The sequence below is a fragment of the Leifsonia sp. NPDC102414 genome (assembly GCF_044765685.1).
Taxonomy (GTDB): domain Bacteria; phylum Actinomycetota; class Actinomycetes; order Actinomycetales; family Microbacteriaceae; genus Leifsonia.
This window is the reverse complement of record NZ_JBIWKN010000001.1, coordinates 1657341-1681638: the sequence shown is the minus strand read 5'-3', so window position 1 is coordinate 1681638 and position 24298 is coordinate 1657341. Positions and strand designations below refer to the sequence as shown.

21 protein-coding genes are annotated in these 24298 nt (G+C 70.1%); 12 read left to right on the top strand and 9 right to left on the bottom strand.

All coding sequences use genetic code 11. From position 1 onward, the window contains the following. Position 1: 1 nt before the first annotated feature. A complete protein-coding gene (locus tag ACIRCZ_RS08040) occupies positions 2 to 715 on the top strand; it encodes a GAF and ANTAR domain-containing protein (protein WP_055895123.1) in 714 nt (237 codons plus the stop codon). Here ACIRCZ_RS08040 and ACIRCZ_RS08035 read toward each other — a convergent pair. Both ACIRCZ_RS08035 and ACIRCZ_RS08030 read right to left on the bottom strand, forming a co-directional pair. Beyond that, positions 712 to 1089 (bottom strand): PLD nuclease N-terminal domain-containing protein, encoded by a 378-nt coding sequence (locus ACIRCZ_RS08035; protein WP_055895126.1) that lies wholly within the window; start codon positions 1087 to 1089, stop codon positions 712 to 714. The genes ACIRCZ_RS08040 and ACIRCZ_RS08035 overlap by 4 nt on opposite strands. An 86-nt stretch (positions 1090 to 1175) precedes the next feature. Continuing rightward, positions 1176 to 2642: a CitMHS family transporter gene (locus ACIRCZ_RS08030; protein WP_402851707.1), complete on the bottom strand. Its 1467-nt coding sequence runs from the start codon at positions 2640 to 2642 to the stop codon at positions 1176 to 1178. A gap of 218 nt (positions 2643 to 2860) precedes the next feature. Here ACIRCZ_RS08030 and ACIRCZ_RS08025 point away from each other — a divergent pair, with 218 nt between their 5' ends. Together ACIRCZ_RS08025 and ACIRCZ_RS08020 are read left to right on the top strand one after the other, a co-directional pair. Next, positions 2861 to 4534 (top strand): ATP-binding protein, encoded by a 1674-nt coding sequence (locus ACIRCZ_RS08025; protein WP_402851477.1) that lies wholly within the window; start codon positions 2861 to 2863, stop codon positions 4532 to 4534. Beyond that, positions 4531 to 5184 (top strand): response regulator, encoded by a 654-nt coding sequence (locus tag ACIRCZ_RS08020; RefSeq protein WP_402851474.1) that lies wholly within the window; start codon positions 4531 to 4533, stop codon positions 5182 to 5184. Before ACIRCZ_RS08025 ends, ACIRCZ_RS08020 begins: the two co-directional genes overlap by 4 nt. A gap of 19 nt (positions 5185 to 5203) precedes the next feature. Here the strand turns inward: ACIRCZ_RS08020 and ACIRCZ_RS08015 are convergent, their stop codons facing one another. Continuing rightward, positions 5204 to 5533, bottom strand: a complete 330-nt coding sequence (locus tag ACIRCZ_RS08015) for a YciI family protein (RefSeq protein WP_055895133.1) — start codon at positions 5531 to 5533, stop codon at positions 5204 to 5206. A 139-nt stretch (positions 5534 to 5672) separates the two neighbouring features. Further along, positions 5673 to 6710, bottom strand: coding sequence for a LacI family DNA-binding transcriptional regulator (locus ACIRCZ_RS08010; RefSeq protein WP_055895136.1), 1038 nt, complete (start codon positions 6708 to 6710; stop codon positions 5673 to 5675). Positions 6711 to 6860: 150 nt separating this feature from the next. Here ACIRCZ_RS08010 and ACIRCZ_RS08005 point away from each other — a divergent pair, with 150 nt between their 5' ends. The 4 genes from ACIRCZ_RS08005 to ACIRCZ_RS07990 all read left to right on the top strand — a co-directional run bounded on the left by ACIRCZ_RS08005 (position 6861) and on the right by ACIRCZ_RS07990 (position 12138). Further along, complete coding sequence (locus ACIRCZ_RS08005; RefSeq protein ID WP_402851470.1) at positions 6861 to 7778, top strand: carbohydrate ABC transporter permease; 918 nt, start codon at positions 6861 to 6863, stop codon at positions 7776 to 7778. Beyond that, a complete protein-coding gene (locus ACIRCZ_RS08000; protein ID WP_055895140.1) occupies positions 7778 to 8722 on the top strand; it encodes a carbohydrate ABC transporter permease in 945 nt (314 codons plus the stop codon). Before ACIRCZ_RS08005 ends, ACIRCZ_RS08000 begins: the two co-directional genes overlap by 1 nt. Positions 8723 to 8820: 98 nt before the next feature. Next, the gene (locus tag ACIRCZ_RS07995; protein ID WP_402851467.1) at positions 8821 to 10167 is read left to right on the top strand and encodes an ABC transporter substrate-binding protein; all 1347 of its coding nucleotides are present in this window, start codon (positions 8821 to 8823) and stop codon (positions 10165 to 10167) included. Between the two features lie 105 nt (positions 10168 to 10272). Next, on the top strand, positions 10273 to 12138 hold the full coding sequence (locus ACIRCZ_RS07990) for a beta-galactosidase (protein WP_082581403.1): 1866 nt from the start codon (positions 10273 to 10275) through the stop codon (positions 12136 to 12138). 86 nt (positions 12139 to 12224) lie between these two features. Here ACIRCZ_RS07990 and araA read toward each other — a convergent pair whose 3' ends face one another. From araA to ACIRCZ_RS07970, 4 genes are all read right to left on the bottom strand, one after another. Further along, the gene (gene araA, locus ACIRCZ_RS07985) at positions 12225 to 13748 is read right to left on the bottom strand and encodes an L-arabinose isomerase (RefSeq protein ID WP_402851463.1); all 1524 of its coding nucleotides are present in this window, start codon (positions 13746 to 13748) and stop codon (positions 12225 to 12227) included. Next, on the bottom strand, positions 13748 to 14467 hold the full coding sequence (locus tag ACIRCZ_RS07980) for an L-ribulose-5-phosphate 4-epimerase (RefSeq protein ID WP_055895146.1): 720 nt from the start codon (positions 14465 to 14467) through the stop codon (positions 13748 to 13750). Before ACIRCZ_RS07980 ends, araA begins: the two co-directional genes overlap by 1 nt. Then, positions 14464 to 16164 carry a xylulokinase gene (locus ACIRCZ_RS07975; protein ID WP_402851459.1) on the bottom strand — a complete coding sequence of 567 codons (1701 nt, stop codon included), beginning with the start codon at positions 16162 to 16164 and terminating at the stop codon, positions 14464 to 14466. The genes ACIRCZ_RS07980 and ACIRCZ_RS07975 overlap by 4 nt, the downstream gene beginning before the upstream one ends. A gap of 180 nt (positions 16165 to 16344) precedes the next feature. Continuing rightward, positions 16345 to 17391, bottom strand: a complete 1047-nt coding sequence (locus tag ACIRCZ_RS07970) for a LacI family DNA-binding transcriptional regulator (RefSeq protein ID WP_402851456.1) — start codon at positions 17389 to 17391, stop codon at positions 16345 to 16347. A gap of 152 nt (positions 17392 to 17543) precedes the next feature. Here ACIRCZ_RS07970 and ACIRCZ_RS07965 point away from each other — a divergent pair, with 152 nt between their 5' ends. Next, positions 17544 to 18485, top strand: coding sequence for a siderophore-interacting protein (locus ACIRCZ_RS07965; protein ID WP_402851453.1), 942 nt, complete (start codon positions 17544 to 17546; stop codon positions 18483 to 18485). Here the strand turns inward: ACIRCZ_RS07965 and lepB are convergent. Next, entirely contained in the window at positions 18482 to 19216 is a 735-nt protein-coding gene (lepB, locus tag ACIRCZ_RS07960) for a signal peptidase I (RefSeq protein WP_055895153.1), read from the bottom strand. The two genes, ACIRCZ_RS07965 and lepB, sit on opposite strands and share 4 nt — an antisense overlap. A gap of 140 nt (positions 19217 to 19356) precedes the next feature. Here lepB and ACIRCZ_RS07955 point away from each other — a divergent pair, with 140 nt between their 5' ends. The 4 genes from ACIRCZ_RS07955 to ACIRCZ_RS07940 all read left to right on the top strand — a co-directional run bounded on the left by ACIRCZ_RS07955 (position 19357) and on the right by ACIRCZ_RS07940 (position 24206). Then, on the top strand, positions 19357 to 20790 hold the full coding sequence (locus ACIRCZ_RS07955) for a M23 family metallopeptidase (RefSeq protein WP_402851704.1): 1434 nt from the start codon (positions 19357 to 19359) through the stop codon (positions 20788 to 20790). A gap of 80 nt (positions 20791 to 20870) precedes the next feature. Further along, positions 20871 to 22211 (top strand): hypothetical protein, encoded by a 1341-nt coding sequence (locus ACIRCZ_RS07950; RefSeq protein ID WP_402851450.1) that lies wholly within the window; start codon positions 20871 to 20873, stop codon positions 22209 to 22211. Positions 22212 to 22269: 58 nt separating this feature from the next. Next, positions 22270 to 22959, top strand: a complete 690-nt coding sequence (locus tag ACIRCZ_RS07945) for a GntR family transcriptional regulator (protein ID WP_402851447.1) — start codon at positions 22270 to 22272, stop codon at positions 22957 to 22959. Beyond that, a complete protein-coding gene (locus tag ACIRCZ_RS07940) occupies positions 22956 to 24206 on the top strand; it encodes an MFS transporter (protein ID WP_055895159.1) in 1251 nt (416 codons plus the stop codon). The genes ACIRCZ_RS07945 and ACIRCZ_RS07940 overlap by 4 nt, the downstream gene beginning before the upstream one ends. Positions 24207 to 24298: the final 92 nt, after the last annotated feature.

Sequence of the window (24298 nt, the reverse complement as noted above, 5' to 3'; positions counted from 1 at the left end):
GATGCAGGAGACTACGCGCGAGGGCCGGATCCTGGAGACGTTCGCCGTGCTCGCCGACTCACTGGTGGCCGACTACGACATCGTCGATCTGCTGCAGACGCTGGTCGAGCGCTGCCAGGAGCTGCTGAGTATCAGCCAGGCCGGCATCCTGCTCGCTGACGGAGAAGGGGAGCTGCACGTCGTCGCCTCCACCGACGAGCGCAGCGGCCTGATCGAGCTGATGCAGCTCGGGCCGGACGGCGGACCGTGCGTCGAATGCTACCGGAGCGGTTCGGCCGTCGCGGTGCCCGATCTGGCGCTCGTCGCAGACACCTGGACGCAGTTCCACGCGGAGGCGACAGAGCAGGGCTTCCACGCAGTGCACGCGTTCCCGCTGAGGCTGCGGCGCGCGACGATCGGCTCGCTCAACCTGTTCGGCGACGAGACGGGCTCGATGACGGAGATCGACACGGTTGCCGCGCAGGCGATGGCCGACGTGGCGACGATCGGCATCATGCAGCAGAGGGCGCTCGCCGAGAGTGACGTGGTGCGCAACCAGCTGCAGCACGCGCTTGACAGCAGGGTGGTCATCGAGCAGGCGAAGGGCGTCGTGTCGTACTCGCACCGCATCCCCGTGGACGAGGCGTTCACGCGCATCCGGTCGTATGCCCGCAGCAACGGGATGCAGCTCACGATGGTGGCGCAGCAGATCGTGCGGCGCGAGCTCGTGCTCTAGACGGCGGGGTCTCCCGTGGCGTCCTTGCGGCGTCGCACTTCCTCCTCGAGCTGCCGGATGCGCTCCTGACGCTCGTGGTATGCGATCTCCTTCTCGACGGCGGCGAGCTGCTCCTCTGTGCTGAGCGTCCGCGCGTGCTGGACGCGCTGCGGCGTGGCCTCCCGCACCACCACGGTGCGCCGCTGCCTCGGCTCGCGCGGCCCGTACTCCCTGCCGAGCGCGAACCACAGGATGCTTCCGATCAGCGGGAGCAGGATCACGATGAACACCCAGACCAGCTTCGGCAGGTGCCGCACCTGGTCGGACGGACGCAGGATGATGTCCACCAGGGCGAAGACGAACAGCGTGAGCGCGAGCAGCGGAACGAGCAGCATGGCCCCGATCCTATGGGAATGCTGTGTCCCCGGGCCATGCTGCTCGCCGGTCGACCGTCTGAGTGATCGACCGGCGCGCGCAGGCGTCAGCCGAACGGGATGGCGCCGAGCACCACCCCGACGGTGAGCATCACCAGGGACACCAGGAGCGCCCGCCAGAGCACCTTCTTGTGGTGGTCGCCGAGGTTCACGTTCGCCAGTGACACCAGCAGCAGGATGGCGGGGACGAGCGGGCTCTGCAGGTGGACGGGCTGGCCGACGATCGACGCCCGCGCCATCTCCACCGGGCTGATGCCGTAGTTGGCGGCCGTCTCCGAGAGGATCGGGAGGATGCCGAAGTAGAAGGCGTCGTTCGACATGAAGAACGTCATCGGGATGGACAGCAGTCCGGTGATCACCGCGAGGAACGGTCCCATCGACGCCGGGACGATCTGAACCACCCAGTTGGCCATCGCGGTGACCATGCCGGTGCCGTTGAGCACGCCGACGAGGACGCCGGCCGCGAGCACCATCGACACGACGCCGACGATGCTGGGCGCGTGCGCGACGATCTCGTCCGCCTGGCTGCGCAGCTTCGGGAAGTTGATCACGAGGGCGAGCGCCGTTCCGACCATGAAGATGTACGCGAGGGGCAGCACGTCGAGCACGAGCAGCACCATCACGGTGACGGTGAGCGCGAGGTTGACCCAGATCAGCTTCGGCCGCAGCGACGGGCGGTTCGGGTCGAGCATGGTGTCGGCCATCGCCGTGTCGCCGTTGTCCGGCCGTGCACCGGAGACGGTCACGATTCCCGTGGTGTCCACCGCGCCGCGGGCGCCTGGCGCCGCCTGCGAGCCGCGCACCAGTCGTCCGCCCTGGAACAGCGAGAATCGTGTGGATGCGCTGCCGGAGCTGGCCGTTCCGGCACCAGCACCGGCGCCGGCCGCGACGGGCTCGCGCAGCATCGGGGTGGCGAGTGCCAGCGTGCCGAGGCGGCGGCGCTCGCCGACTCCGAGCATCCACACCAGGGCGAACGCCACGACCAGGCCGACCCCGAGCGACGGCAGCATGGGCACGAAGATGTCGGTCGGCGAGACGTTCAGGGCGGAGGCCGCTCGTGCGGTCGGTCCGCCCCACGGCACGATGTTGAGGGTGCCGTTGACCAGCCCGGCGACGCAGGTGAGGACGACCGGGCTCATCCCGAGCCGGAGGTAGATCGGCAGCATGGCCGACGTGGTGATGATGAACGTGGTCGAGCCGTCGCCGTCGAGGGAGACGGCGCCGGCGAGCACCGCCGTGCCGAGTACGACCTTCGCGGGGTCGTCCCCGAGGAACCGCACGATGAACCGGATGAGCGGGTCGAACAGGCCGACATTGATCATGATGCCGAAGAACATGATCGCGAACATCAGCAGGGCGGCGGTCGGGGCGAGGCCGCCGATCGCCTTCATGATCATGTCGCCGAGCCCGAGCCCTGCCCCGGCGAACAGGCCGAAGATGGTGGGCACCAGGATGAGGGCGACCATCGGCGTCAGCCGTTTGGTCATGATGAGTGCCATGAAGGTGAGGATCATGGCGAATCCGAGGATGACGAGCACGCCGACTCCTTTGTCGTAGTGGATGGAGCTGTCGAGCGGATGCGACGCTGACACGCTACGAGGGGAGGCGGCGCGCAGCCGGGTATCGCGCGTTCCCGCACGATCTGCGCATTCTCCGGGTTCTGCGCATTCTGCTCATTCGGCGTCTTGCGGTGCGGACGCCTAGCCTGGACGGGACACGAAGGAGTTTCGGGATGCGGTTCGCCAGCCATGTGCTGCTCCTCCAGCTGGCGACCGTCTCCGCGGTCGTCGCGGTGAGCGCCGGTGTGTTCGCCGTGCTCGGCGTGCAGCAGTTGCAGCGGGAGGCGGAGTCGTCCGCGCTGGCCATCGCCCGCACGGTCGCAGAGGACGTGGAGGTGCGCGCCTCCGTGGCAGAGTTCAGCGAGAACCCTGGCACGCCGACCAACGCGGCCGTCGCCGCCGGCCCGTTGCAGCCGCTCGCCGAAGCGGTGCGGACCCGCACGGGCGCGCTGTTCGTCGTGATCACGGACGACCACGGCATCCGGCTCGCGCACCCGGACGAGAGCCGCCTGGGCGAGCGGGTGAGCACGAGCTTCGAGGACGCCGTGGCCGGGCGGGAGACGGTGGCCTGGGAGACGGGGACCCTGGGGGAGTCGGCTCGCGCGAAAGTGCCCGTCTACGCGCCAGGCGTCGGCAGTCGCGTGCCGGTCGGGGAGGTGAGCGTCGGCTTCGCCGCCGCGAGCGTGTTCACCGAGCTTCCCTCGCTGCTCGGCGGGATCGCAGTGACGGCCGTGGTCGCGCTCGCGATCGGGGTGGTCGCGTCCGTGCTCATCCGGCGCAGGCTCACCCGGTTGACCATCGGACTGCAGCCGGAGGAGCTGAGCGCGCTCGTGCAGGACCAGGCCGCCGTGCTCGACGGGGTCGGAGAGGGAGTGCTCGCCATCACCCCGGCCGGCGAGGTGAGCGTCTGCAACGAGCGGGCGGCGCGGATGCTGGGGCTGGCGCATCCGATCGGTTCACCGGTGCGCGAACTCGGACTGCCCGCGCCGCTCGCGCTGTCGCTGGAGTCGGCGACGGGAGACACCGCCGTGCAGGACGTCTTCGTCACGGGCGGCCGCGTGGTCTACGTCGACGTTCGCAGGGTCGAGCGCGGCGGCCGCGACCTCGGCACGGTCGCCGTGCTGCGCGACAGGACGGACCTGGACGCGCTGGCCAGACGGCTCGACGCCGTCGCGACCATGACCAACGCGCTGCGGGCGCAGCGGCACGAGTTCGCGAACCGCGTGCACGTCGTCGCCGGGCTGATCGACGCCGACAGGGTGCAGGATGCGCGCGGCTATCTCGCGGACGTGGTCGCCCGCGGTCCGCTCAAGTTCCCTGTGGAGCACGCCGACCGCATCCAGGAGCCGTACCTGCAGGCGCTGCTCGGGGCCAAGGGCATCGAGGCGGCGGAGCGCGGCGTGCTGCTGACGCTCGGGGCGGAGACGCTGGTCACCGGCGCCGTCGCAGAGCCGGAGGACGTGGCGACCGTGCTCGGCAACCTGGTCGACAACGCGATCAGCGCCGCGGTCGACGGGGACGAGCCCCGGTGGGTGGAGGTGGAGCTGCTGGACGACGGGGATGACCTGTTCCTGACGGTCGGAGACTCCGGCAGGGGCGTCGCCGACCCTGCCGTGCTGTTCGAACGCGGGGACGACAGGCAGCCGGCGCCGGCCGACGCCGTCCACGGGCACGGGTTCGGGCTCCCGCTCTGCCGTGACATCGCCAGGCGGCGAGGGGGAGACGTGTGGCTGGTGGACGCGGGAGGGGCGGCAGGGTCGGGCGGCGGCGCGGTGCTGTGCGCGCGGCTGCCAGGCACGATGCGGGCGGAGTCAGCGCATCCACCGATCGAAAGGGGTCTCCCGTGAGCGACGACATCCGCGTTCTCGTCGTCGACGACGACTTCCACGTCGCCGGCCTGCACCGCGACGTCGTCGCCGTCCGGCCCGGCTTCACGGCGCTGGATGCGGTGCACACCGCCCGTGAGGCGCGCGCCGTCGTGCGCGACCAGACGCCCGACCTCGTGCTGGTCGACGTCTACCTGCCGGACGGCGACGGCCTCGCGCTGCTCGCCGAGCTCGACACGGACGCGTTCGTGATCAGCGCGGCGACGGACGGGGCGACCATCCGCCGCGCGCTGCGATCCGGGGCGCTGACCTACCTCATCAAACCGTTCGACGCCCGGCTGCTCGGCGACAGGCTGGACGCGTACCTGCGCTACCGCAACGTGCTGCGCGACGACAGAGGAGCCGACCAGGAAGCGGTCGAGCGCGCACTGCGCATCCTGCACTCCGGCGACACGGCAGCCGCCTCGTCGTCGCGGTCGGCGACAGAGCAGCTCGTGCTCGCCCAGCTCGACGGCGGCGAGGTGACGGCGGCGGACGTCGCCGCCGTCACGGGCGTCTCGCGGGCGACGGCGCAGCGCTATCTCGCGGCGCTCGCCGCCCGGGGCCTCGTCGAGGTCGCTCTGCGCTACGGCACCACCGGCCGCCCCGAGCACCGCTACCGCCGAGCCTGACCGACGCTGCGGCGGCCGGTCACTCCCAGGTCATGAAGGGGCGGAGCTCCAGCTGGCCGTTGCGCGCCATCGGGTGACGGGACGCGATCTCGATCGCCTCGTCCAGGTTCTCGCACTCCAGGATGTCGAAGCCGCAGATCCACTCCTTGGTCTCCGCGAACGGGCCGTCCGTGACGTGGCGCTTGCCGTCGCGCACGCGCACGATCGTCGACTTCGCCGGCGGCTCGAGGACCTCGCCGATGATGCGCTTGCCGCTGGCGTCGAGCTCGTCGACCCAGAGGTTCACATCCGATTCATCCGACTCGGTGTCGCGGTTGGAGTCGGTGACAACGAACATCATGTACTTCATCGTTCATCCTTTCGATTGCGAACGCTTCACCCCCACGTCGAACGAGGACGCACGCCATCGACATTCTGCAGCGGAAACAAATCTCCGGCCAGACAATCCATCGGCCAGACGATCCATCGGGCAGGTCGGGGCCCCAGTTTCAGCGCGTCGGCGCCTGTCCGGTGGATGCGCGGACGACGAGCCGCGTCGGAAGGACGGTGGCCGCGGCGGGCTCCGGGCGGGACTCGATCTCCGCGATGAGCAATTCGACCGCGCGGTGGCCCGTCGCCTCGAACTCCTGGTGAACCGTGGTCAGCGGCGGCCAGAACGAGTCGGACTCCGCCATGTCGTCGAAGCCCACCACGCTGATGTCCTCCGGCACGCGGCGGCCGTTCTCGTGCAGGGCGCGCAGCACGCCGAGCGCCATCTGGTCGTTCGCGGCGAACACGGCCGTGATCTCCGGATGCGCGGCGATCGTCTTGCCGTGCTCGTATCCGGCTGCGGTCGACCAGTCGCCGAGCATCGGCTCAGGCACCGGTCTGCCCGCCTCCTCCAGCACAGAGCGCCAGGACTGTGCTCGCCGGGTGGCGGAGTACGAGTCGGCAGGGCCGGAGATGTGCCACACGGTCTCGTGGCCGAGGGCGAGCAGATGCTCGGTGGCGAGCCTGGCGCCCTGGGCCTGATCGGTGTCGACCTGCGGGTAGTCGGCGCGCGCCGTCGAGTCGATGACGACGACGGACAGGCCGGGAGGCAGTTCGACGTCCGCCCTGTCGACGATGTGCGCCTCGATGACGATGATGATGCCGTCGACCGCCTGCTCGAGCAGCCGGGAGAACGCGACGGACACATCCTGCTGGGTGGGGTGCTCGACGGGGACGAGGTTGATCGAGTATCCGGCGCGTGCGGCGGAGACGGCGATGGCGTCGAGCGTGCGCATGTTTCCGTACGACGACAGTGTGAACATGACGACGCCGATGCTGCGGAAGTGGCCGGAGCGCAGCGCGCGGGCTGCGCGGTTGGGCCGGTAGCCGAGTGCCTGCATCGAGTGCAGCACGCGGTCTCTGGTGGCCGGCTCGACGTTGGTGAGGCCGTTGGCGACGCGGGAGACGGTCTGCGTGGAGACCCCGGCGTGCCCGGCGACATCGGCGAGCGACGGCCCGCGTCTGGCGCGGCTGCGCGCGGTGTTCTGCTCGGTCATCGCGCTGCCCTTTCCCGGAACGTCTGTGCGGATCTCTGGGTCAACTCTGGCAGATCCGAAAGAAGGACTTGCGCCATGTTGACGTCAACATGTTAGTGTAGCCCCGCTGATGTTGACGTAAACATCGCTGCAACGACAAGGAAGGTCCCTGTGACAACGACGTCCGCACCCCGTAGCGCCGCCCTGAGCGCGCCACGCCGACGCCACCGTCGCGACTGGCGCGGCTGGGCGTTTGTGGCACCGTTCATGGTCGTGTTCGCGGCGATGATCATCGCCCCCGTCCTCTACGCGATCTACCTCAGCCTGTTCCGCGAGCAGCTCGTCGGCGGCACCGTGTTCGCCGGACTCGAGAACTACATCGCCGTCTTCACCGATGCGAAGTTCTGGGAGTCCCTCGGCCGCGTCACCGTCTTCCTCGTGGTGCAGGTGCCGATCATGCTCGTGCTCTCGCTCACCGCGGCGCTCGCCCTCGACAGCGCCCGGCTGCACGGAGCAGGGTTCTTCCGCATCGCGATCTTCCTGCCGTATGCGGTCCCCGGCGTCGTCGCCGCCCTGATCTGGGGCTTCATCTACGGCGACCAGTTCGGCCTCACGGCAAGCATCAACGATCTGCTCGGCACCAGCTTCGCCCCGCTCAGCGGCTCCTGGATCCTCGGCTCCATCGGCAACATCGTCACCTGGGAGTTCATGGGCTACAACATGCTCATCTTCTACGCGGCGCTCAAGGTCATCCCCGGCGAGCTGTACGAGGCGGCCGAGATCGACGGGGCTGGTGCGTTCCGCACCGTGTTCAGCATCAAGATCCCCGCGGTGCGCGGCGCTATCGTGATCGCGACGATCTTCTCGATCATCGGCAGCTTCCAGTTGTTCAACGAGCCCAACCTGCTGAAGCCCCTCGCACCGAACGCGATCTCCAGCTACTTCACCCCGAACATGTACGCATACAACCTCTCGTTCGCCGGTCAGCAATTCAACTACGCGGCCACCGTCGCGATCGTCATGGGCGTCCTCACCGCGGTGATCGCCTACGTCGTGCAGTTGCGCGGCTCGAGGAAGGAGAACGCCTGATGGCCGTCATCGCCCCCGAGCGCAAGGTCCGCACCCCGGCGCGCCGCGCATCCGGTGCCTCCCGCCGCCCTGTCAGAGCCGGCTCCGGCCGCCGCAACCCCCGCCAGCGCCGGTCGATCGTGCTCACGATCGTCATGGTGATCTTCACGATCTACTCGATCGTTCCGCTGGTCTGGCTGATCGTGAACGCAACCAAGACGCAGCCGGAGCTGTTCTCCTCGTTCGGCCTCTGGTTCGGCAACGGATTCTCGCTGTTCCAGAACATCGCGGACACCCTCAGCTATCGCAACGGGATCTTCCTGCAGTGGTTCGGCAACACACTGCTCTACGTGGTGGTCGGGGCGGGAGGCGCGACGCTGCTCGCGACGGTCGCAGGCTACGGTCTCGCGAAGTACACGTTCCCCGGAAAGCGCGCGGTCTTCGCGATCGTCCTCGGCGCCATCGCCGTGCCTGGCACAGCGCTCGCTGTCCCGACCTTCCTGATGTTCAGCCAGGTGGGCCTGACCAACACGCCCTGGGCGGTCATCCTGCCGTCCCTGGTGAGCCCGTTCGGCCTCTACCTGGTCTGGACGTACGCGTCCGAGGCGATCCCGACCGAGTTGCTCGAAGCCGCCAGGATGGACGGCGCAGGCGAGTTCCGCACCTTCTTCACGATCTCGTTGCGGCTGCTCGCCCCCGGCATCGTCACGGTGCTGCTGTTCGCCATCGTCGCCACCTGGAACAACTACTTCCTGCCGCTGATCATGCTGAGCGACCCGCAGTGGTACCCGCTCACTGTCGGTCTCGGCCAGTGGAGCGCCCAGGCCATCGGCGTCGGAGCGCAGCCGATCTACAACCTCGTCATCACGGGCTCGCTGCTCACCATCGTGCCCATCGTCATCGCCTTCCTCTTCCTGCAGCGGTTCTGGCAGTCGGGGTTGAGCGCCGGAAGCGTCAAGCAGTGACGGGAGACCGCTGCTTGCACCCGCACCACCCCTCCCACGGGCGTCCTGCCCAGCACACACCCTCATCCCGATGAAGTGAATGAAGTGAAAGGAACACCATGAAGCGCATCTCGCGTTCGTCGGTGCTTCGACGCGTCGCGACGGCCATCGCCGTCAGTGCCGTGCTCGGCGCGTCGCTCGCCGCCTGCTCAGGAGGCACCGCAGCATCCGGAGGCAGCTCCTCCGACATCGAGTCCGCCCTGAAGGAGGGCGGCACGATCACGTACTGGTCGTGGACGCCGTCCGCGGAGGCCCAGGTCGCCGCGTTCGAGAAGCAGTACCCGAAGGTGAAGGTCAAGCTGCTCAACGCCGGCACCAACACCACCGAGTACACCAAGCTGCAGAACGCCATCAAGGCGGGTTCCGGCGCGCCGGACGTCGCCCAGGTCGAGTACTACGCCATCCCGCAGTTCGCCCTCGGCAAGGCGCTCGTCGACCTCAAGCAGTACGGCTTCGACAAGCTCAAGAGCGACTACACGCCGGGCCCGTGGGGCTCTGTCAACGTCGGCGGCCAGCTCGTCGGCCTGCCGCAGGACTCCGGCCCCATGGCGATGTTCTACAACAAGACGGTCTTCGACAAGTACGGCATCGCCGTGCCGAAGACCTGGGACGAGTACGTGGATGCGGCCACCAAGCTGCACGCGGCCGACCCGAACGTATACATCACCAGCGACTCCGGTGACTCGGGCTTCACCACCAGCATGATCTGGCAGGCGGGCGGACGCCCGTTCCAGGTCGACGGCACGAAGGTGTCGATCAATCTGCAGGACGACGGCACCAAGAAGTGGACCAGCACCTGGAACAAGCTGGTCGAGAACAAGCTGCTCTCCGCGGTGCCCGGCTGGAGCGACGACTGGTTCAAGGCGCTCGGCAACGGCTCCATCGCCACCCTCGTGACCGGCGCGTGGATGCCCGGCGTGCTCGAGTCGTCCGTGAAGGACGGCGCAGGCCAGTGGCGCGTCGCCCCGATCCCGACCTACGACGGCACTCCGACCAACGCCGAGAACGGAGGAGGCGGACAGGTCGTGCTCAAGCAGAGCAAGAACCCTGCGCTCGCAGCAGGCTTCCTCAAATGGCTGAACAACAGCGACGCGTCGATCAAGGTCTTCCTGCAGTCTGGCGGCTTCCCGTCGACCACGAAGGACCTCGAAGCGAGCGACTTCCTCTCCGCTGCCCCCGACTACTTCGGCGGCCAGAAGATCAACGAGGTGCTCGTCGACGGCGCGAAGAACGTCTCGACCGGGTTCCAGTACCTGCCGTTCCAGGTGTACGCGAACAGCATCTACGGCGACACGGTCGGCCAGGCGTACTCCAACAACAGCGACCTGAACGCCGGCCTGCAGGCCTGGCAGAAGTCGCTGGTCGACTACGGCAACCAGCAGGGCTTCACCGTCACGGCGAAGTAGAAGGACGCAACACCGCACGACCAGTGGATGCGGCCGGTCGCCACGCGCGACCGGCCGCAGCCACGACACAGCAGGGACACGGACACGATGGAGACGACAGCACCGATGACAACGGGGACAGCAGACACCGGCATTCTGGATGCGAAGGCCGGGAGCGCGGTCGGGAGCGCGGTCGAGAGCGCCGAATCGTCGCACGGGCGGCCCGGCCGGTTCGAGATCGGCGAGCACGACTTCCTGCTCGACGGTCAGCCGTTCCAGGTGATCTCGGGCGCTCTGCACTACTTCCGCGTGCATCCGGGGCAGTGGGCCGACCGCATCCACAAGGCCAGGCTGATGGGGCTCAACACCATCGAGACGTACGTGCCGTGGAACCTGCACGAGCCCGTCGATGGCAGGTGGACGGCGGAGGGCGGCCTCGACCTCGGCGCCTTCCTCGACGCCGTCGCCGCCGAGGGGATGCGCGCGATCGTCCGCCCTGGACCGTACATCTGCGCCGAGTGGGTCAACGGCGGCCTGCCTGCCTGGCTCACCGCAGAGCCAGGCGTCGGCATCCGGCGCAGTGAACCGCGCTACCTCGCAGCCGTCAGCCGCTACCTGCGCGAGGTGTACGCCATCGTCGCCCCGCGCCAGCTCGACAACGGCGGGCCCGTCGTGCTCGTGCAGATCGAGAACGAGTACGGCGCGTACGGCGACGATAAGGACTACCTGCGGGCGCTCGTCGACGTGACCCGCGCATCCGGGATCGTCGTGCCGCTGACCACGGTCGACCAGCCGCAACCTTCGATGCTCGAGAACGGTTCCCTGCCGGAGCTGCACCGCACGGCGTCGTTCGGGTCGCGCGCCGTCGAGCGCCTTGCCACGCTGCGGGAGCACCAGCCGACGGGGCCGCTGATGTGCTCCGAGTTCTGGAACGGCTGGTTCGACCACTGGGGCGAATACCACCACATCACGTCGCCGGCGGATTCCGCGGCGGAACTGGATGCAGTGCTCGCGGCAGGCGCGTCGGTGAACCTCTACATGGTCCACGGCGGAACCAACTTCGGCTTCACGAACGGCGCCAATCACAAGGGCCACTACACGCCCATCGTGACGAGCTACGACTACGACGCCCCGCTCGACGAGGCAGGCAACCCGACGGCCAAGTACTGGGCGTTCAGGGAGACGATCGCCCGGCACGCGCCGGTGCCGGATGAGGTGCCCGCCGCTGCCGGTGCCGCTCCTGTCGTGTCCGGTGAGCTCGACGCTGTTGTCCCGCTGCACGCCGTCGACGCGATCGTCGCGGCGCCTGTGCGCTCCGAGCAGCCGCCGACGATGGATGTGCTCGGTCACTACGGGCCGTTCGCGGTCTACCGCGCGTCCATCGACGCGGCAGCCGGTGCCGTGCTGACGGTCGGGGAGGTGCGCGACCGCGCGTGGGTGACCATCGATGGCGTTGCGGTCGGCAAGCTGGCCCGTGAGAACAAGGAGCGCGCGCTCGTGCTGCCAGGCGGCGGTGAGCTGAGCATCCTGATCGAGAACCAGGGCCGTGTCGACTACGGCACGCGCATCGGAGAGGCGAAGGGGCTGATCGGGCCGGTCGCGGTGGACGGGCGCGAGGTGACGGGCTGGACGGTCGAGACGGTCGACGTGTCGTCGCTCTCGGCGATCGACGCTGTCGAGCGTGCGCTGGCGGCCGTGCGCGGCGACGGGGTCGAGGCGCTCGCCGGCCCGGTATTCGCTTCCGGCGCCTTCGACATCGACGAACCCGCCGACCTGTTCCTCGACACCAGCACCTGGGGCAAGGGCGCCGTCTGGATCAACGGCTTCTGCCTCGGCCGCTACTGGTCGCGCGGCCCCCAGTACACCCTCTATGTCCCTGCGCCGATCCTCACGGCTGGCAGCAACCGCATCCTGGTCCTCGAGCTCGAGGTCGCCACCGACTCCGCCGTGCGCTTCGTCGCGCAGCCGTCGCTCGGCCCGCTCGACCTCTAACCGAACGCGGAGGCCTGGCCGCCGCCGCCGATGACAGGACGGCGGCCAGGGGTCTGGGACGGCCCCGTCGAGGGCCGCGGGCGCGCCTAGAGGCCGCGGGCGAGACGGTAGTACGCGGCGTTCCAGCGGAGCGCGTCGGTGAAGGCGCGCAGCGTGGTCTGCTCGTCGATCACGAGAAGCTCCGTCTCCGCCATCTGCGCGAAGTCCTCGAACGCCTGCAGGCCGACCGCCGTCGACATCACCGTGTGGTGGGCGGCGCCCGCCTCCAGCCACGCCGTCGCCGACGTGGTGAAGTCCGGAGCAGGCCTCCACACGGCCCGGCCGACGGGCAGGTGCGGTAGCGGCGCGGTCGGCTCGACCACCTCGACGACGTTCGCCACCAGCCGGAACCGGTCGCGCATGTCCGAGAGCGCCACCACGACCGCGGGTCCAGGGTCGGCGGTGAAGACCAGCCGCACGGGGTCGTCCTTGCCGCCGATGCCCAGGGGATGCACCTCCAGCGTCGGCCGCGACGAGCTGAGCGCCGGGCTCACCTCCAGCATGTGCGCGCCGAGGATGCGCTCGTCGCCCGGCGTGAGGTCGTAGGTGTAGTCCTCCATCAGGGAGGCGCCACCCGGCAGGCCGGCGCCCATCACGTTCGCGGCGCGCACCAGGATCGCGGTCTTCCAGTCGCCCTCCGCGCCGAAGCCATAGCCCTCCGCCATGAGCCGCTGCACCGCGAGCCCTGGGAGCTGCTTCAACGCGCCCAGGTCTTCGAAGCTCGTCGTGAACGCGCCGAAGCCGCCCGTCTCGAGGAACGACCTCAGCCCGAGCTCGATGGCGGCGCCGTCGCGCAGCGATGCGTGCCTGTCGCCGCCGCGACGGAGCTCTGGCGCGACGTCGTACAGGTCCTCGTACTCGGCGACCAGCGCATCCACGTCGGCGTCGGCCGCGGCGGCGACCGCCTCGGCGAGCTCGTTGACGCCCCAGGTGTTCACCTGCACGCCGAACCGCAGCTCCGCCTCCGTCTTGTCGCCCTCTGTGACGGCGACGTAGCGCATGTTGTCTCCGAACCTGGCGAGCTTCAGCGAACGGGTGGCCGCCCAGCCTGCTGCGGCGCGCATCCAGGTGCCGATGCGCTCCGTGACGGCCGGGCTCGATACGTGACCGACCACGGTCGTGCGCGCCACGCCGAGCCGCGACTGGATGTACCCGAACTCGCGGTCGCCGTGCGCCGCCTGGTTGAGGTTCATGAAGTCGAAGTCGATTTCGCCCCACGGCAGTTCGACGTTCGCCTGGGTGTGGAAGTGCAGCAGCGGCGTCCGCAGCGCGTCGAGCCCGGCGATCCACATCTTCGCGGGGCTGAAGGTGTGCATCCACGCGATGAGGCCGATGACGGCGTCGTCGGCGTTCGCCTCCAGCGCGATGCGGCGGATGGCGTCCGCGTCGGTGAGCACGGGCTTCCACACCACGCGGACGGGCACAGCGGTGGACGCGGCGAGCTGGTCGGCGATGGCGCGCGACTGCTCGGCGACCTGAGCGAGCGTCTCCGGCCCGTAGAGGTGCTGGCTGCCAGTGAGGAACCAGACCTCGTAGTGGTCGAGGGTGGTGGCGAGCTGGGTGCTGGGCATCAGGAGAGAGATCCTTCCGGGTTCTGTCCGTAGACGTTCTGGTAGCGGTGGTAGAGCGCGTCGATGCCGGCGGCGGGGATGGGGACGAGCTCGCCGCCCTGCCGGGCGATGTGGACGGTGCGGGCGACGTCCTCGGTCATGACGGCCGCCTTGACGGCGTCGCGCGCATCCCTGCCGATGGTGAACACGCCGTGGTTCTGCATCAGGACGGCGCGCGAGCGGTGCCCTCTCAGCGTGGAGACGATCCCGCGGCCGATCGAGTCGTCGCCGATGATCGCGAACGGCCCGACCGGGATGTCGCCGCCGAACTCGTCGGCCATCGCAGTGATGACGCAGGGGATCGGCTCCGCCCGCGCCGCCCACGCGGTGGCGTATGTCGAGTGGGTGTGGACGACTCCGCCGACCTCCGGCAGGTGGCGGTAGACGTACGCGTGGGCGGCGGTGTCGCTGGAGGGTGACCGGTCACATCCGACGGAATCCGGCACCACCTCGCCGTCGAGCGTGCAGAGGATCATGTTCTCCGGCGCCAGATCGTCGTAGTCGACGCCGCTCGGCTTGATGACGAACAGCTCGGCGCCGGGGACGCGGGCGGAGATGTTGCCGCCCGTCCAGACGACCAGGCCGTTGCGGGTCAGCTCGGCGTGCAGCGCGGCGACCTGCTCGCGGACGGCGCGGATGGCCGGGGTGTCTGCGGTGTGCTGGCCGGGGGAGTCGGTCACGCTGCTGGTCCTTCCAGGGGGAGGGCGTCGACGGCGGCCCGCTCGATGGCGAGGCCGGCGTGGAAGCGGTCGAGGTAGGCGGCGAAGCCGGCGACGTCGTCCGGGTGCGGCCGGACGGTGTCGAAGGTGAAGGTGCGGAAGACGCGCGTGCGCAGGTAGGTGTCGAGGTCGCCGGGGGAGGACGCTGTCGGTTCCGCGTCCGTCGTGCCTGCTGCAGCGCCGGTGTATGCCGCCAGCACGGCGATCCCCCACGCGCCGCCCTCCGAGGCCGTCTCGGAGACCGAGACCGGCGTATCCAGGGCCGCCGCCAGGAACCGCTGGGCGACACCCTCGGTGCGGAACATGCCACCGTGGGCGAACATCCTGTCGAGAGCGACGCCCTCCTCCGCGAGCACCCGCATCCCGAGTGCGAGCGTGCCGAACACGCCGTAGAGCTGGGCGCGCATGAAATTGCCGAGGGTGAGGCGGCCATCCGGTGTGCGGACGACGAGCGGGCGACCCTCGGCGAGCCCGGGGATGGGCTCTCCGGCGAGCGTGTTGTACGCGAGCACTCCACCGGCGTCGCTGTCGCCGTCGAGCGCCTCCCGGAACAGGATGTCGTAGACGGCGTCGGCGTCGAGGGGTGTGCCTCCGGCTGCGGTGCCTGCGGCTGCGGCCCCTGCTGCTGCGGCGGAGAACCGGGCGAAGAGGCTCGCCCACGCCGCCAGCTCGCTCGCGCCGTTGTTGCAGTGCACCATCGCGACCTGATCGCCGGCCGGGGTGGTGACCAAGTCGAGCTCGCGGTGGAGTCCGGCGATGGGGTTCTCCAGCACGACCATCGCGAAGATGCTGGTGCCGGCGCTGACATTGCCTGTGCGCGGGGCGACGGAGTCGGTGGCGACCATTCCGGTGCCTGCGTCGCCCTCCGGCGGGGCGAACACTGCCCCTGGCTGCAGGGCGCCCGTCGGATCGAGGAAGGATGCGCCCTCGGCGGTGAGCTCGCCGGCGCGCTCGCCGGCGACGAGCACCTCCGGCAGCAGCTCGGCGACGCTCCCGACAGGGAGGCGTGAGGCGGTCTCCGTGTCGTAGCGGGCGACGAGGTCGGAGTCGTAGGTCTTCGTGGCGGGGTCGATGGGGAACATCCCGGATGCGTCGCCGACGCCGAGCACGTGGCGCCCGGTGAGCTGGCGGTGCACGTACCCGGCGAGCGTGGTCAGCGCATCCAGTCGCGGCAGGTGCGGCTCGCCGTCGAGGACGGCCTGGTGCAGGTGCGCGATCGACCAGCGCAAAGGGATGTTCACGCCGAACAGTTCGGTCAGCTCGGCGGCGGCCCGGCCGGTGGAGGTGTTGCGCCAGGTGCGGAACGGGGCGATGGCCGTGCCGTCGGCGTCGAGCGCGAGGTAGCCGTGCATCATGGCGGAGACACCGATGGTGCCGTACGTCGTGGGCCGCACGCCGTGGCGGCGCTCGGCGTTGGAGACGAGGTCGGCGTACGCGGCCTGCAGGCCGGTGCGGACGGCGTCGAGCGAGTAGGTCCACGTGCGGTCGACGAACTCGTTCTCCCAGGCGTGCGAGCCGACGGCGAGCACCAGGGACGGGTCGTCGGCGTCCACCAGGCAGGCCTTGATGCGCGTCGAGCCCAGCTCGATCCCGAGCGCGGTCCGCCCGCTCGCGATGGCAGCATCCCCGGGAACCGCTGCCGTCTCGTCGTCCGTCATCCGTCTCCCTCACCCCAGTGTGACCGGTCACATCGCCGCGCCCAGTATCGCCCGCCCCGTCCCCCGTTGTCAATCCGCCCCGCCCCGCCCTGTTCCGCCCCGCCCCGCCCGCTGAAGCCATCGAGCCGGGAGTTATGCACGCGACACACCGGTGTCGACCGTGCACAACTCCCGGCTCGATTAGGTGGGGGCGGTGGTGGAGGAGCGGGCGATGAGGGTGGGGGCGATCGGGGTCGGGGAGGGAGTGGGAGTGGGAGTGGAGGTAGTGACGGCGCCGTCGATCTCGGCGAGGAGGCGGGCGACGCAGCGGCGGCCGAGCTCGGCGAAGTCCTGGCGCACCGTGGTGAGCGGCGGCGCGAAGTACGCCGCCTCCGGGATGTCGTCGAAGCCGACGACGCTCACGTCCTCCGGAACCCTGCGGCCGGCCGAGCGCAGCGCGTGCAGCAGCCCGAGCGCCATCTGGTCGTTCGAGGAGAACACGGCGGTCACGTCCCGCCCGGCCGCCCCGGCCAGCAGGGCGGCGCCGATCCTTGCTCCGGATGCGCTCGTCCAGTCGCCTGGCTCCGTCACGATCCCCTCCAGCCCGGCGGCAGCCAGCTCGGCGGTGAAGCCGCGCTGCCTCGCCGCGGCCTCGGCCCACTCCGGCGGGCCGGCGAGGTGCGCGATCCGCCGGTGGCCGAGGTCGAGCAGGTGCCGCACCGCGAGCCGCGCGCCGGCGACCTGGTCGACGAACACGCCGTCCCCTCCCGGGTCCTGCGAGCCGTGCAGCGTGACGAACGGGACGCCGACGGCCGCCGAGCGGAGCGCATCCACCACGGGACGCTCCGGTGCGACAACCACGATCCCGTCCACGGCCTGCGCCGCCAGGTGGTCGAGCGCCGCGTCGACCTCCTCCGCCGAGGTGTCTGCGACGTGCGCGATCGTCACGAAGTATCCCGCGGCGCGGGCGGCGTTCTCGACGGCGTCGATGCTGCTCGCCGGGCCGAACAGGGTGGAGGCGGACGACGCCAGGATGCCGATCGTGGTCGATCGTGCCGTGCTGAGCATCCTCGCTGCCCGGTTGGGACGGAACCGCAGCTCTTCCATGGCGGCGAGCACCCGCATCCTGGTCTCGTCGCGGATGCTGGGATGCTCGTTCATCACGCGCGACACGGTCTGCCGCGACACCCCGGCGACCCTGGCGACGTCGCGGACGCCCGGTGCCCTGTTGCTGCCGTTGGTCTCCACGGTGACCAGCGTATGCGGTCGTCCGGCCGCCCTCGCCTCTGCTGTTCGTCCCAGGCGTTCCAAAGGGTGGTTAGTGTAGCCTTACCTTAGTCACGACGACCGATCTGCCCGATGGTCCGCTCAGCCCGACCACCCGATGAGGAAGGCGACCTGTGCCGCTGCTCGAACGCGAGAAGACCGACCGCCCCGGCTACCGTCCGTACCGCGCGACCGTCGTCGCCGTGCGGCCGCTCAGCCCGAGCTTCGTCAGGGTCACCTTCTCGTCCGACGCCTTCGACACCTTCGGCACCGACTGCCTCGACCAGCGCATCAAGATCGTCTTCCCCCTGCCGGACGGCAGCATCTCCGATCTCGGGATGGACAGCGAAGAGGCCATGCTCGCCGGCGACTGGTACGACCGCTGGCGTGCGCTCCCCGACGACCAGCGCAACCCGTTCCGCACATACACGGTCCGCGCCATCGACCAGGATGCGCGCCTCCTCGACGTCGACTTCGTCTCCCACGGCGACGGAGGCCCTGCCGCGCGGTGGCTCGCGGCCGCCGCACCCGGCGCTGAGGTGGTCGTCGTCGGTCCCGACGCCAGGAGCATCCACTGCGGTACGGGCATCGACTGGCGCCCTGGTGAAGCGAGCGACCTGCTGCTGGTCGGCGACGAGACCGCCGCCCCCGCCATCTCCGCGATCCTGGAGTCGCTTCCGGCCGGGCGCCGCGCCCACGCGTACATCGAGGTCCCGGATGCGCGCGACGGCCTCCCGCTCGACCACCCGGCAGGATGCACTGTCACCTGGCTCGACCGCGCAGACGGCGACAACGGCTGTCGCCTGATCCCCGCCGTCGAGCAGTGGCTGGCCGCCCACCCGGAGACCGTCGCCGCCGCATCCACCACCCGCGTGCAGGAGCTGGACGACGTCGACATCGACGTCGAGACCCTGTGGGAGAGCCCGGAGCAGGCGGGAACGGGCTTCTACGCCTGGATCGCCGGCGAGTCCTCAACGGTCAAGACCCTGCGCAGGATGCTCGTCACCGGCAGCGGCATCGATCGCAGCCGCGTGGCCTTCATGGGCTACTGGCGGCTGGGGAAAGCGGAGTCCTAGCCCCCGCTGCTCTGCTTGTCCGTCCCCGCGAACGTCTCCGGGTAGTTGCTGAGCCACGACCAGTGGCTGAGCGGCCAGCTCACCACGAACGCGCGGCCGACCACGTCGTCGAGGGGCACGAAGCCCTTGCCCGGGTCGTCCATGTGGTAGCGGGAGTCGGCCGAGGAGTATCGATTGTCGCCCATCACCCAGATCTTGCCTGCAGGCACCGTCACCTCGAACGGCTTGGCGGAAACCGCCTGCACACCGGCGGGCAGCAGCACGTACGGCTCCTTCAATGGGACGCCGTTGACGCTCATCTGACCGAGCGCGTTGCAGCAGGTGATTTTGTCGCCCGGCAGGCCGATGACGCGCTTCACCAGGTGCTGGTCGCTGTCGGATGCGCCGAGGCCGACGAAGTCGAGGACGGCGCCGACCGCCTTCTGCAGCGGGTTCGCGGTGCTGGGGGCGGGGGCGGGGAGCCAGCCGCCCGGGTCTTTGAACACGACGACGTCGCCGCGCTGCAGGCCGAACAGTTTCGGCTGGAACTCGTTGACGATGATCCTGTCGTTGATCTGGAGCGTGTTCTCCATCGAGCCGGACGGGATGTAGAACGACCTGACCACGAACGTCTTGACCAGGAAAGACACCAGAACGGCGACCAGGAAGATGACGACGACATCCCTGAGGAGCGTCTTCCAGGTCGACTTCTTAGCGCCGCGGCGCGTGGTGGCTGTGGTGCTTTCGGTCACAATCTTTCACCGTAGCGTGCCGACCCTGTGAGCTGCATCCGACTCCCCGTGCCCCCGCTTGGGGACCCTTGTGCGGTGCGCGCCCTGGTGAGACCATCAGAGCACGGACGCGCCTCGTCGTACCGGCCGCCCGCGTGACGATGCGAAACGCGCTGGAACGCTCCGAGCAGTGGTCACGACGCGAACGCCCGCGCCGCGCTGGAAAAGCCTGTGCCATCGCCGTGGTCGCCGTCGCCCTGGTCTTCGGAACCCAGCAGGCAGCCTTCGGCGCTGGATGCGCCGAGGGTGACAGTGGATGCGCTGTGTCGACTCCCACGCCGACCCCCACGCACACTCCGTCGACCGATCCGGGGGACACCGGTGACGGCGAATCGACGCCGACTCCGACGCCCAGCCCGACAGGCACGCCGACTCCGACTCCGACACCCACGCAAACCCCCACGCCCACCCCCACGCCGACAACAACCCCCACGCCGACTCCGACACCAACCCCCACGCCCACACCGACACCGACACCCACCAGCACCCCACCCACCACCCCGCCACCGACCGACCAGATCCCGCTCGAGCCCTCTCCGGTCTTCGACAACGGCGTCACCCTCGACCAGTCGCAGCTGGAGCAGGCGGCGCAGCTCGCCAGCGACCTCGCGTCCGCTCAGCAGACGCTCGCGGACGCCACGCAGCAGTCGGTCGGCGTGCAGCGCGAGAAGGACCAGGCGGTCGCCGCCGCCGACGCGCTCGCCGCGCAGGCGAAGGCCGCGAAGAAGCAGGCGCAGCAGTCTGCGGCGTTCGCGACCGCCCTCATCCGGTCGCAGGGCTCCAGGTCGCTGACGATGGATCCGCTGACCGCGGCCCTCGCAAGCCCGGGCAACCTGCTCGACAAGCTCGGCGCCGTCGACAGGTTCCGCTCGGTGACCGCGTCCCGTGAGGCGGCGATGACGGCCGCGAAGCACGACGCAGAGCAGGCGGCAGCGCTGCGCACGAGGGCGGAGAAGGCACAGCAGACCGCGGACGGCGTCGACCTCGACGGCAGCGAGCAGGCCGTCGCCGACGCGCAGACGGCGGTCGACACCGCAGAGTCGGCGCTCGCGTCGCTACCGACCCTGCAGGCGGCCGGTGTCGGCTGGCAGGCGTTGGCCGACGTTCCCGCCGGTGTGTCCGGCTGGGTGCTCCCCGTGCACGGCCCGCTCACCGACCTGTTCGGCCCTCGTCCCTCCCGACCGGCGGGAACGGCGCTCTTCCACCCTGGCGACGACATCGGCGCCGGCTGCCGCTCCACCATCGTCGCGGCGGCAGCAGGCACCGTCGTGGACGCTGGGCCCAACGGCTCGTACGGCAACTTCGTCATGATCGACCACGGCGGCGGCGTCGACACGGCGTACGGGCACATCGTGGACGGCGGGATCGGCGTGACGGTGGGGGAGACGGTGCAGGCCGGGCAGCCGATCGCCCTGGTCGGCAGCACGGGCGCATCCACCGGCTGCCACCTGCACTTCGAGGTGCGCGTCAACGGGGTGCAGATCGACCCGTTGCCGTTCATGGCGGCCAGAGGCGTGACGCTCGGAACGCGCTGACATCCGCCCCGCGAAACGTGTTCCTCCGTGTTACCAGGGTGGTCTGGCCGATTTCCGTCGCGCGGGCGTACGGTGCAGACATGACCGAACTCACCGAGCTCGTCGGGTCATGGATGCGGCGCCAGCGCTGGTACTCGACCAAGAGCGTCGAACCGCGGCTGCGGCTGCTCGCCTCCTTCGAGACCGGGCGGGCGGACGACGACGTCCGTATCGTCACGCACTTCTTCGCCGACGACGCACCGCGCACCCCTCGGGTGTACCAGGTGCCCGTCGTCGCCCGGCCACGCGCAGACGGCGACCCCGCTGCGCTGATCGGCGAGGCCGGAGGGCGGTACCTCTACGACGGCCCGGACGACGAGGCGTACGTGACGGCCCTGGTCGGCGTGATGGACGGCGCTCTCGGCGTCGACGGAAGGGATGCGGATGCGCAGGGGCACACGCTCGGCGCCCCCATCGCCGTGCAGTCGTCGCGCAAACTCACCGGCGAGCAGTCGAACACGTCGATCGTCGGGGAGCTCGTCGGCGGCAGGCTCGCGCTGATCAAAGTCTTCCGGGTCGTACAGGACGGCGAGAACCCGGACGTGTCCACCCTCGCCGCCCTCACGGCCGGCGGATCGCTGCGCACTCCTGCGCTGCTCGGCTGGCTGACCGGAAGCTGGCCGGCCCCGGTCGGCGGAGGCCGGGCATCCGGTGAGCTGGCTCTGGTGCAGGACTTCCTCAGCGGCGCGGAGGACGGCTGGGAGCTCGCGGTGAGCGCCGCCGAGCGCGGCGAGGACTTCGCCGACCGCGCCAGGGAGCTCGGCGCGGGAACGGCCGAGCTGCACCTGTCGTTGGCTGCGGCCCTGCCGACCAAGCCGGCGACGCGCGACGATGTCGCCCTCGCCCTCGACGGGATGTTCCAGCGGCTCACGATCACCTCCAGCGAGGTGCCGGAGGTGGCGGAGCTGCGGGCGGGGATCGCGGCGGTGTACGAGGTGGCTGCGGAGGAGCCGCATCCGCTGTTGCAGCGCATCCACGGCGACCTGCACCTCGGGCAGGTGCTCTATTCGCCTGAGCGCGGTTGGCAGTTCATCGACTTCGAGGGGGAGCCGTTGCGCCCGCTGTCGGAGCGGGCGATCCCGGATGCGACGATGCGGGATGTGGCGGGGATGCTGCGCTCGTTCGACTACGTCGCCGGTTCGCTCGCGCGCAGGGAGCCGCCGATCGACGCGGTCGCGTGGGCGGCGCGGGCCAGGCAGGCGTACCTCGACGGATACGCGTCGGTGGCTGGCGCAGCGGTGGCGGACCACCAGCGGCTGCTCGACGCCTTCGAGCTCGACAAGGCGGTGTACGAGGTCACCTACGAGGCGCGGCACCGGCCGTCGTGGGTGCCGATCCCTCTCGCCGCGGTGCGCAGGCTGCTTTCGACCCGCGTCGGCTGAGGTCGCGGGGCTGGCCATCTTGTACGCAAGCTTGCATGCAAGCGCGTAGACTGGTGGAATGATCCCCGCGGCAGAGCTTGCGTACGCCACCACCAAACGCCTCATCCTGAGCGGCACGGCGCCGGGTGGCACCCTCCTCAGCGAGGCGCAGCTCGGCGCGGAGCTCGGCGTGAGCCGCACCCCGGTGCACGAGGCGTTCCTGCGTCTCGCCGCCGAAGGGCTGCTCACGCTCGAGACCCGCCGCGGCGCTGTCGTGTCGCCGATGTCGCCCAGGGAGGCGCAGAACGTCCTCGACCTGCGCGAGGCCATCGAGGCGAGCGCCGCCCGCCGGGTGCTGGATGCGGGTGGCCCGGACGACGCTCTCGTCACCGCCCTCGACGACGCGCTCGCCGAGCAGCGCGCGGCCATTGCGGCGGACGACGTGGAGCGCTTCGTCGAGGCCGACCAGTGGTTCCACGCGGCGATCGTGGAGGCGTCGGGAAACGACCTCGCCGTGCACTTCTTCGGGATGCTCAGGGACAGGCAGCAGCGCATCCGGCACCAGTTGTTCCGGGTGCGGCCCGGCACGCTCGGCGACTCGCTCGCCGATCACGAGGCCCTGTTCGCCGCGCTGCGGGACAACAGGGACAACGGCGGCGGCGACAACGGCGGCGGCGACAGTGCCGGCGGACGCCCGGAGCGGGGAGCCGGAATGGTGTTCGAGGAGCGCCTGCGGTCGCACATCGCCAGGAACCAGGGCGCCCTGTGAGTCGCACCACAACGCGCCCACCGTGGCGCATCGTCTTCGCGCTGATGTTCTTCTGCTCCTGGTGCGGCAACCAGTTCAGCCCGCTGCTGCTGATGTACAAGGATGTGCAGCACTACTCCGAGCTGACCGTCAACATGTTCCTCGGCGTCTACGTGCTCGGTCTCGCGCCTGCGCTGCTCATCGCCGGCCCGCTCTCCGATCGGCACGGGCGGCGTCCGCTGATGCTCGCGGGGGTGCTCACGGCGGTGCTGGCGAGCGCCAGTCTCGCTCTCGGGACGTTCGGGCCGGTGCCGATCTACCTCGGCAGGCTGCTGTCCGGCATCACGGTCGGTATCGCGATGGCCGTCGGGACGAGCTGGATGAAGGAGCTCTCCTCCCCGCGCTACGAACCCGGTGTGGATGCGGCGGCGGGCGCACGGCGCTCCTCGCTCGCGTTCACCCTCGGCTCTGCCACTGGTGCCCTGGTCGCGGGCGGCATCGCCCAGTTCACGTCGTTCGGTGAGGAGCTTCCGTTCGCCGTGCACATCCTGCTGACCCTGCCGTTCGCGTGGCTGGTGCTGCGCGCGCCGGAGACGGCGACCAACGGAGGGGAGCGCGGTCCGCTGCGCGCCCAGCTGCGCATCCCCGGGGCGGGGCACAAGCGCTTCACGCGGGTGGTGATCGTCGCTGCGCCGTGGATCTTCGCCTCGGCTGCGCTCGCATACGGCTACCTTCCTGTGCTGCTGGCGAAGCAGACCGGAGACTGGGGCCTCGGCTACGCGACGCTGCTGACCGTGGTCGCGCTCGGTGTCGCGTCGCTGGTGCAGCCGCTCGCGAAGCGGCTGCACTCGGTGTCGAGCGCGCGCGGACTGGTCGCCGCCCTCGTGGTGATCGCGGTGGGGCTGGTCGTGCTCACCGGCGCTGTCGCCTGGGGTTCGCTCTGGCTGGGCGGGGCCGCCAGCGTCGTCCTCGGCGCAGGGATGGGCGTCGCCCTGGTGTCCGGCCTGCTGGAGGTGCAGCGGATCGCGGGTCCGCGCGACCTCGCCGGACTGACAGGGATGTTCTACGCGGTGGCGTACGCCGGGTTCCTGGTCCCGACGATCATGGCCGCGCTCACTCCTCCGCTCAGCACGATCGGCCTCTTCGTCGCCCTCGTCGTGCTCGCAGCCCTCTCAGCCGTGCTGCTGCTCGCGTCGTACACCAAGCATCTTCCGCACCCGCCGACCGCCTCGGCGCCGACGGCGCCCACTCCCGCCATCGGCTCCTGACGGCCGCGCCGAACTCCGTCCGAACGGAATTCGGCGCGCAATCGGCTCGTTTCTCCTTCCGGACGGAGCAACCGGCGACGTGTTGCGCCTGG

Coding starts and splice junctions, on each gene's coding strand:
- ACIRCZ_RS08010 (WP_055895136.1), bottom strand. CDS start 6,710: ATGACCGAGCAGAACACCGCGCGCAGCCGCGCCAGACGCGGGCCGTCG.
- ACIRCZ_RS07995 (WP_402851467.1), top strand. CDS start 8,821: ATGAAGCGCATCTCGCGTTCGTCGGTGCTTCGACGCGTCGCGACGGCC.
- ACIRCZ_RS07990 (WP_082581403.1), top strand. CDS start 10,273: ATGACAACGGGGACAGCAGACACCGGCATTCTGGATGCGAAGGCCGGG.
- ACIRCZ_RS07975 (WP_402851459.1), bottom strand. CDS start 16,164: ATGACGGACGACGAGACGGCAGCGGTTCCCGGGGATGCTGCCATCGCG.
- araA (WP_402851463.1), bottom strand. CDS start 13,748: ATGCCCAGCACCCAGCTCGCCACCACCCTCGACCACTACGAGGTCTGG.
- ACIRCZ_RS07955 (WP_402851704.1), top strand. CDS start 19,357: ATGCGAAACGCGCTGGAACGCTCCGAGCAGTGGTCACGACGCGAACGC.
- ACIRCZ_RS08035 (WP_055895126.1), bottom strand. CDS start 1,089: ATGCTGCTCGTTCCGCTGCTCGCGCTCACGCTGTTCGTCTTCGCCCTG.
- ACIRCZ_RS08025 (WP_402851477.1), top strand. CDS start 2,861: ATGCGGTTCGCCAGCCATGTGCTGCTCCTCCAGCTGGCGACCGTCTCC.
- ACIRCZ_RS08000 (WP_055895140.1), top strand. CDS start 7,778: ATGGCCGTCATCGCCCCCGAGCGCAAGGTCCGCACCCCGGCGCGCCGC.
- ACIRCZ_RS07945 (WP_402851447.1), top strand. CDS start 22,270: ATGATCCCCGCGGCAGAGCTTGCGTACGCCACCACCAAACGCCTCATC.
- ACIRCZ_RS08040 (WP_055895123.1), top strand. CDS start 2: ATGCAGGAGACTACGCGCGAGGGCCGGATCCTGGAGACGTTCGCCGTG.
- ACIRCZ_RS07950 (WP_402851450.1), top strand. CDS start 20,871: ATGACCGAACTCACCGAGCTCGTCGGGTCATGGATGCGGCGCCAGCGC.
- ACIRCZ_RS08015 (WP_055895133.1), bottom strand. CDS start 5,533: ATGAAGTACATGATGTTCGTTGTCACCGACTCCAACCGCGACACCGAG.
- ACIRCZ_RS08030 (WP_402851707.1), bottom strand. CDS start 2,642: ATGATCCTCACCTTCATGGCACTCATCATGACCAAACGGCTGACGCCG.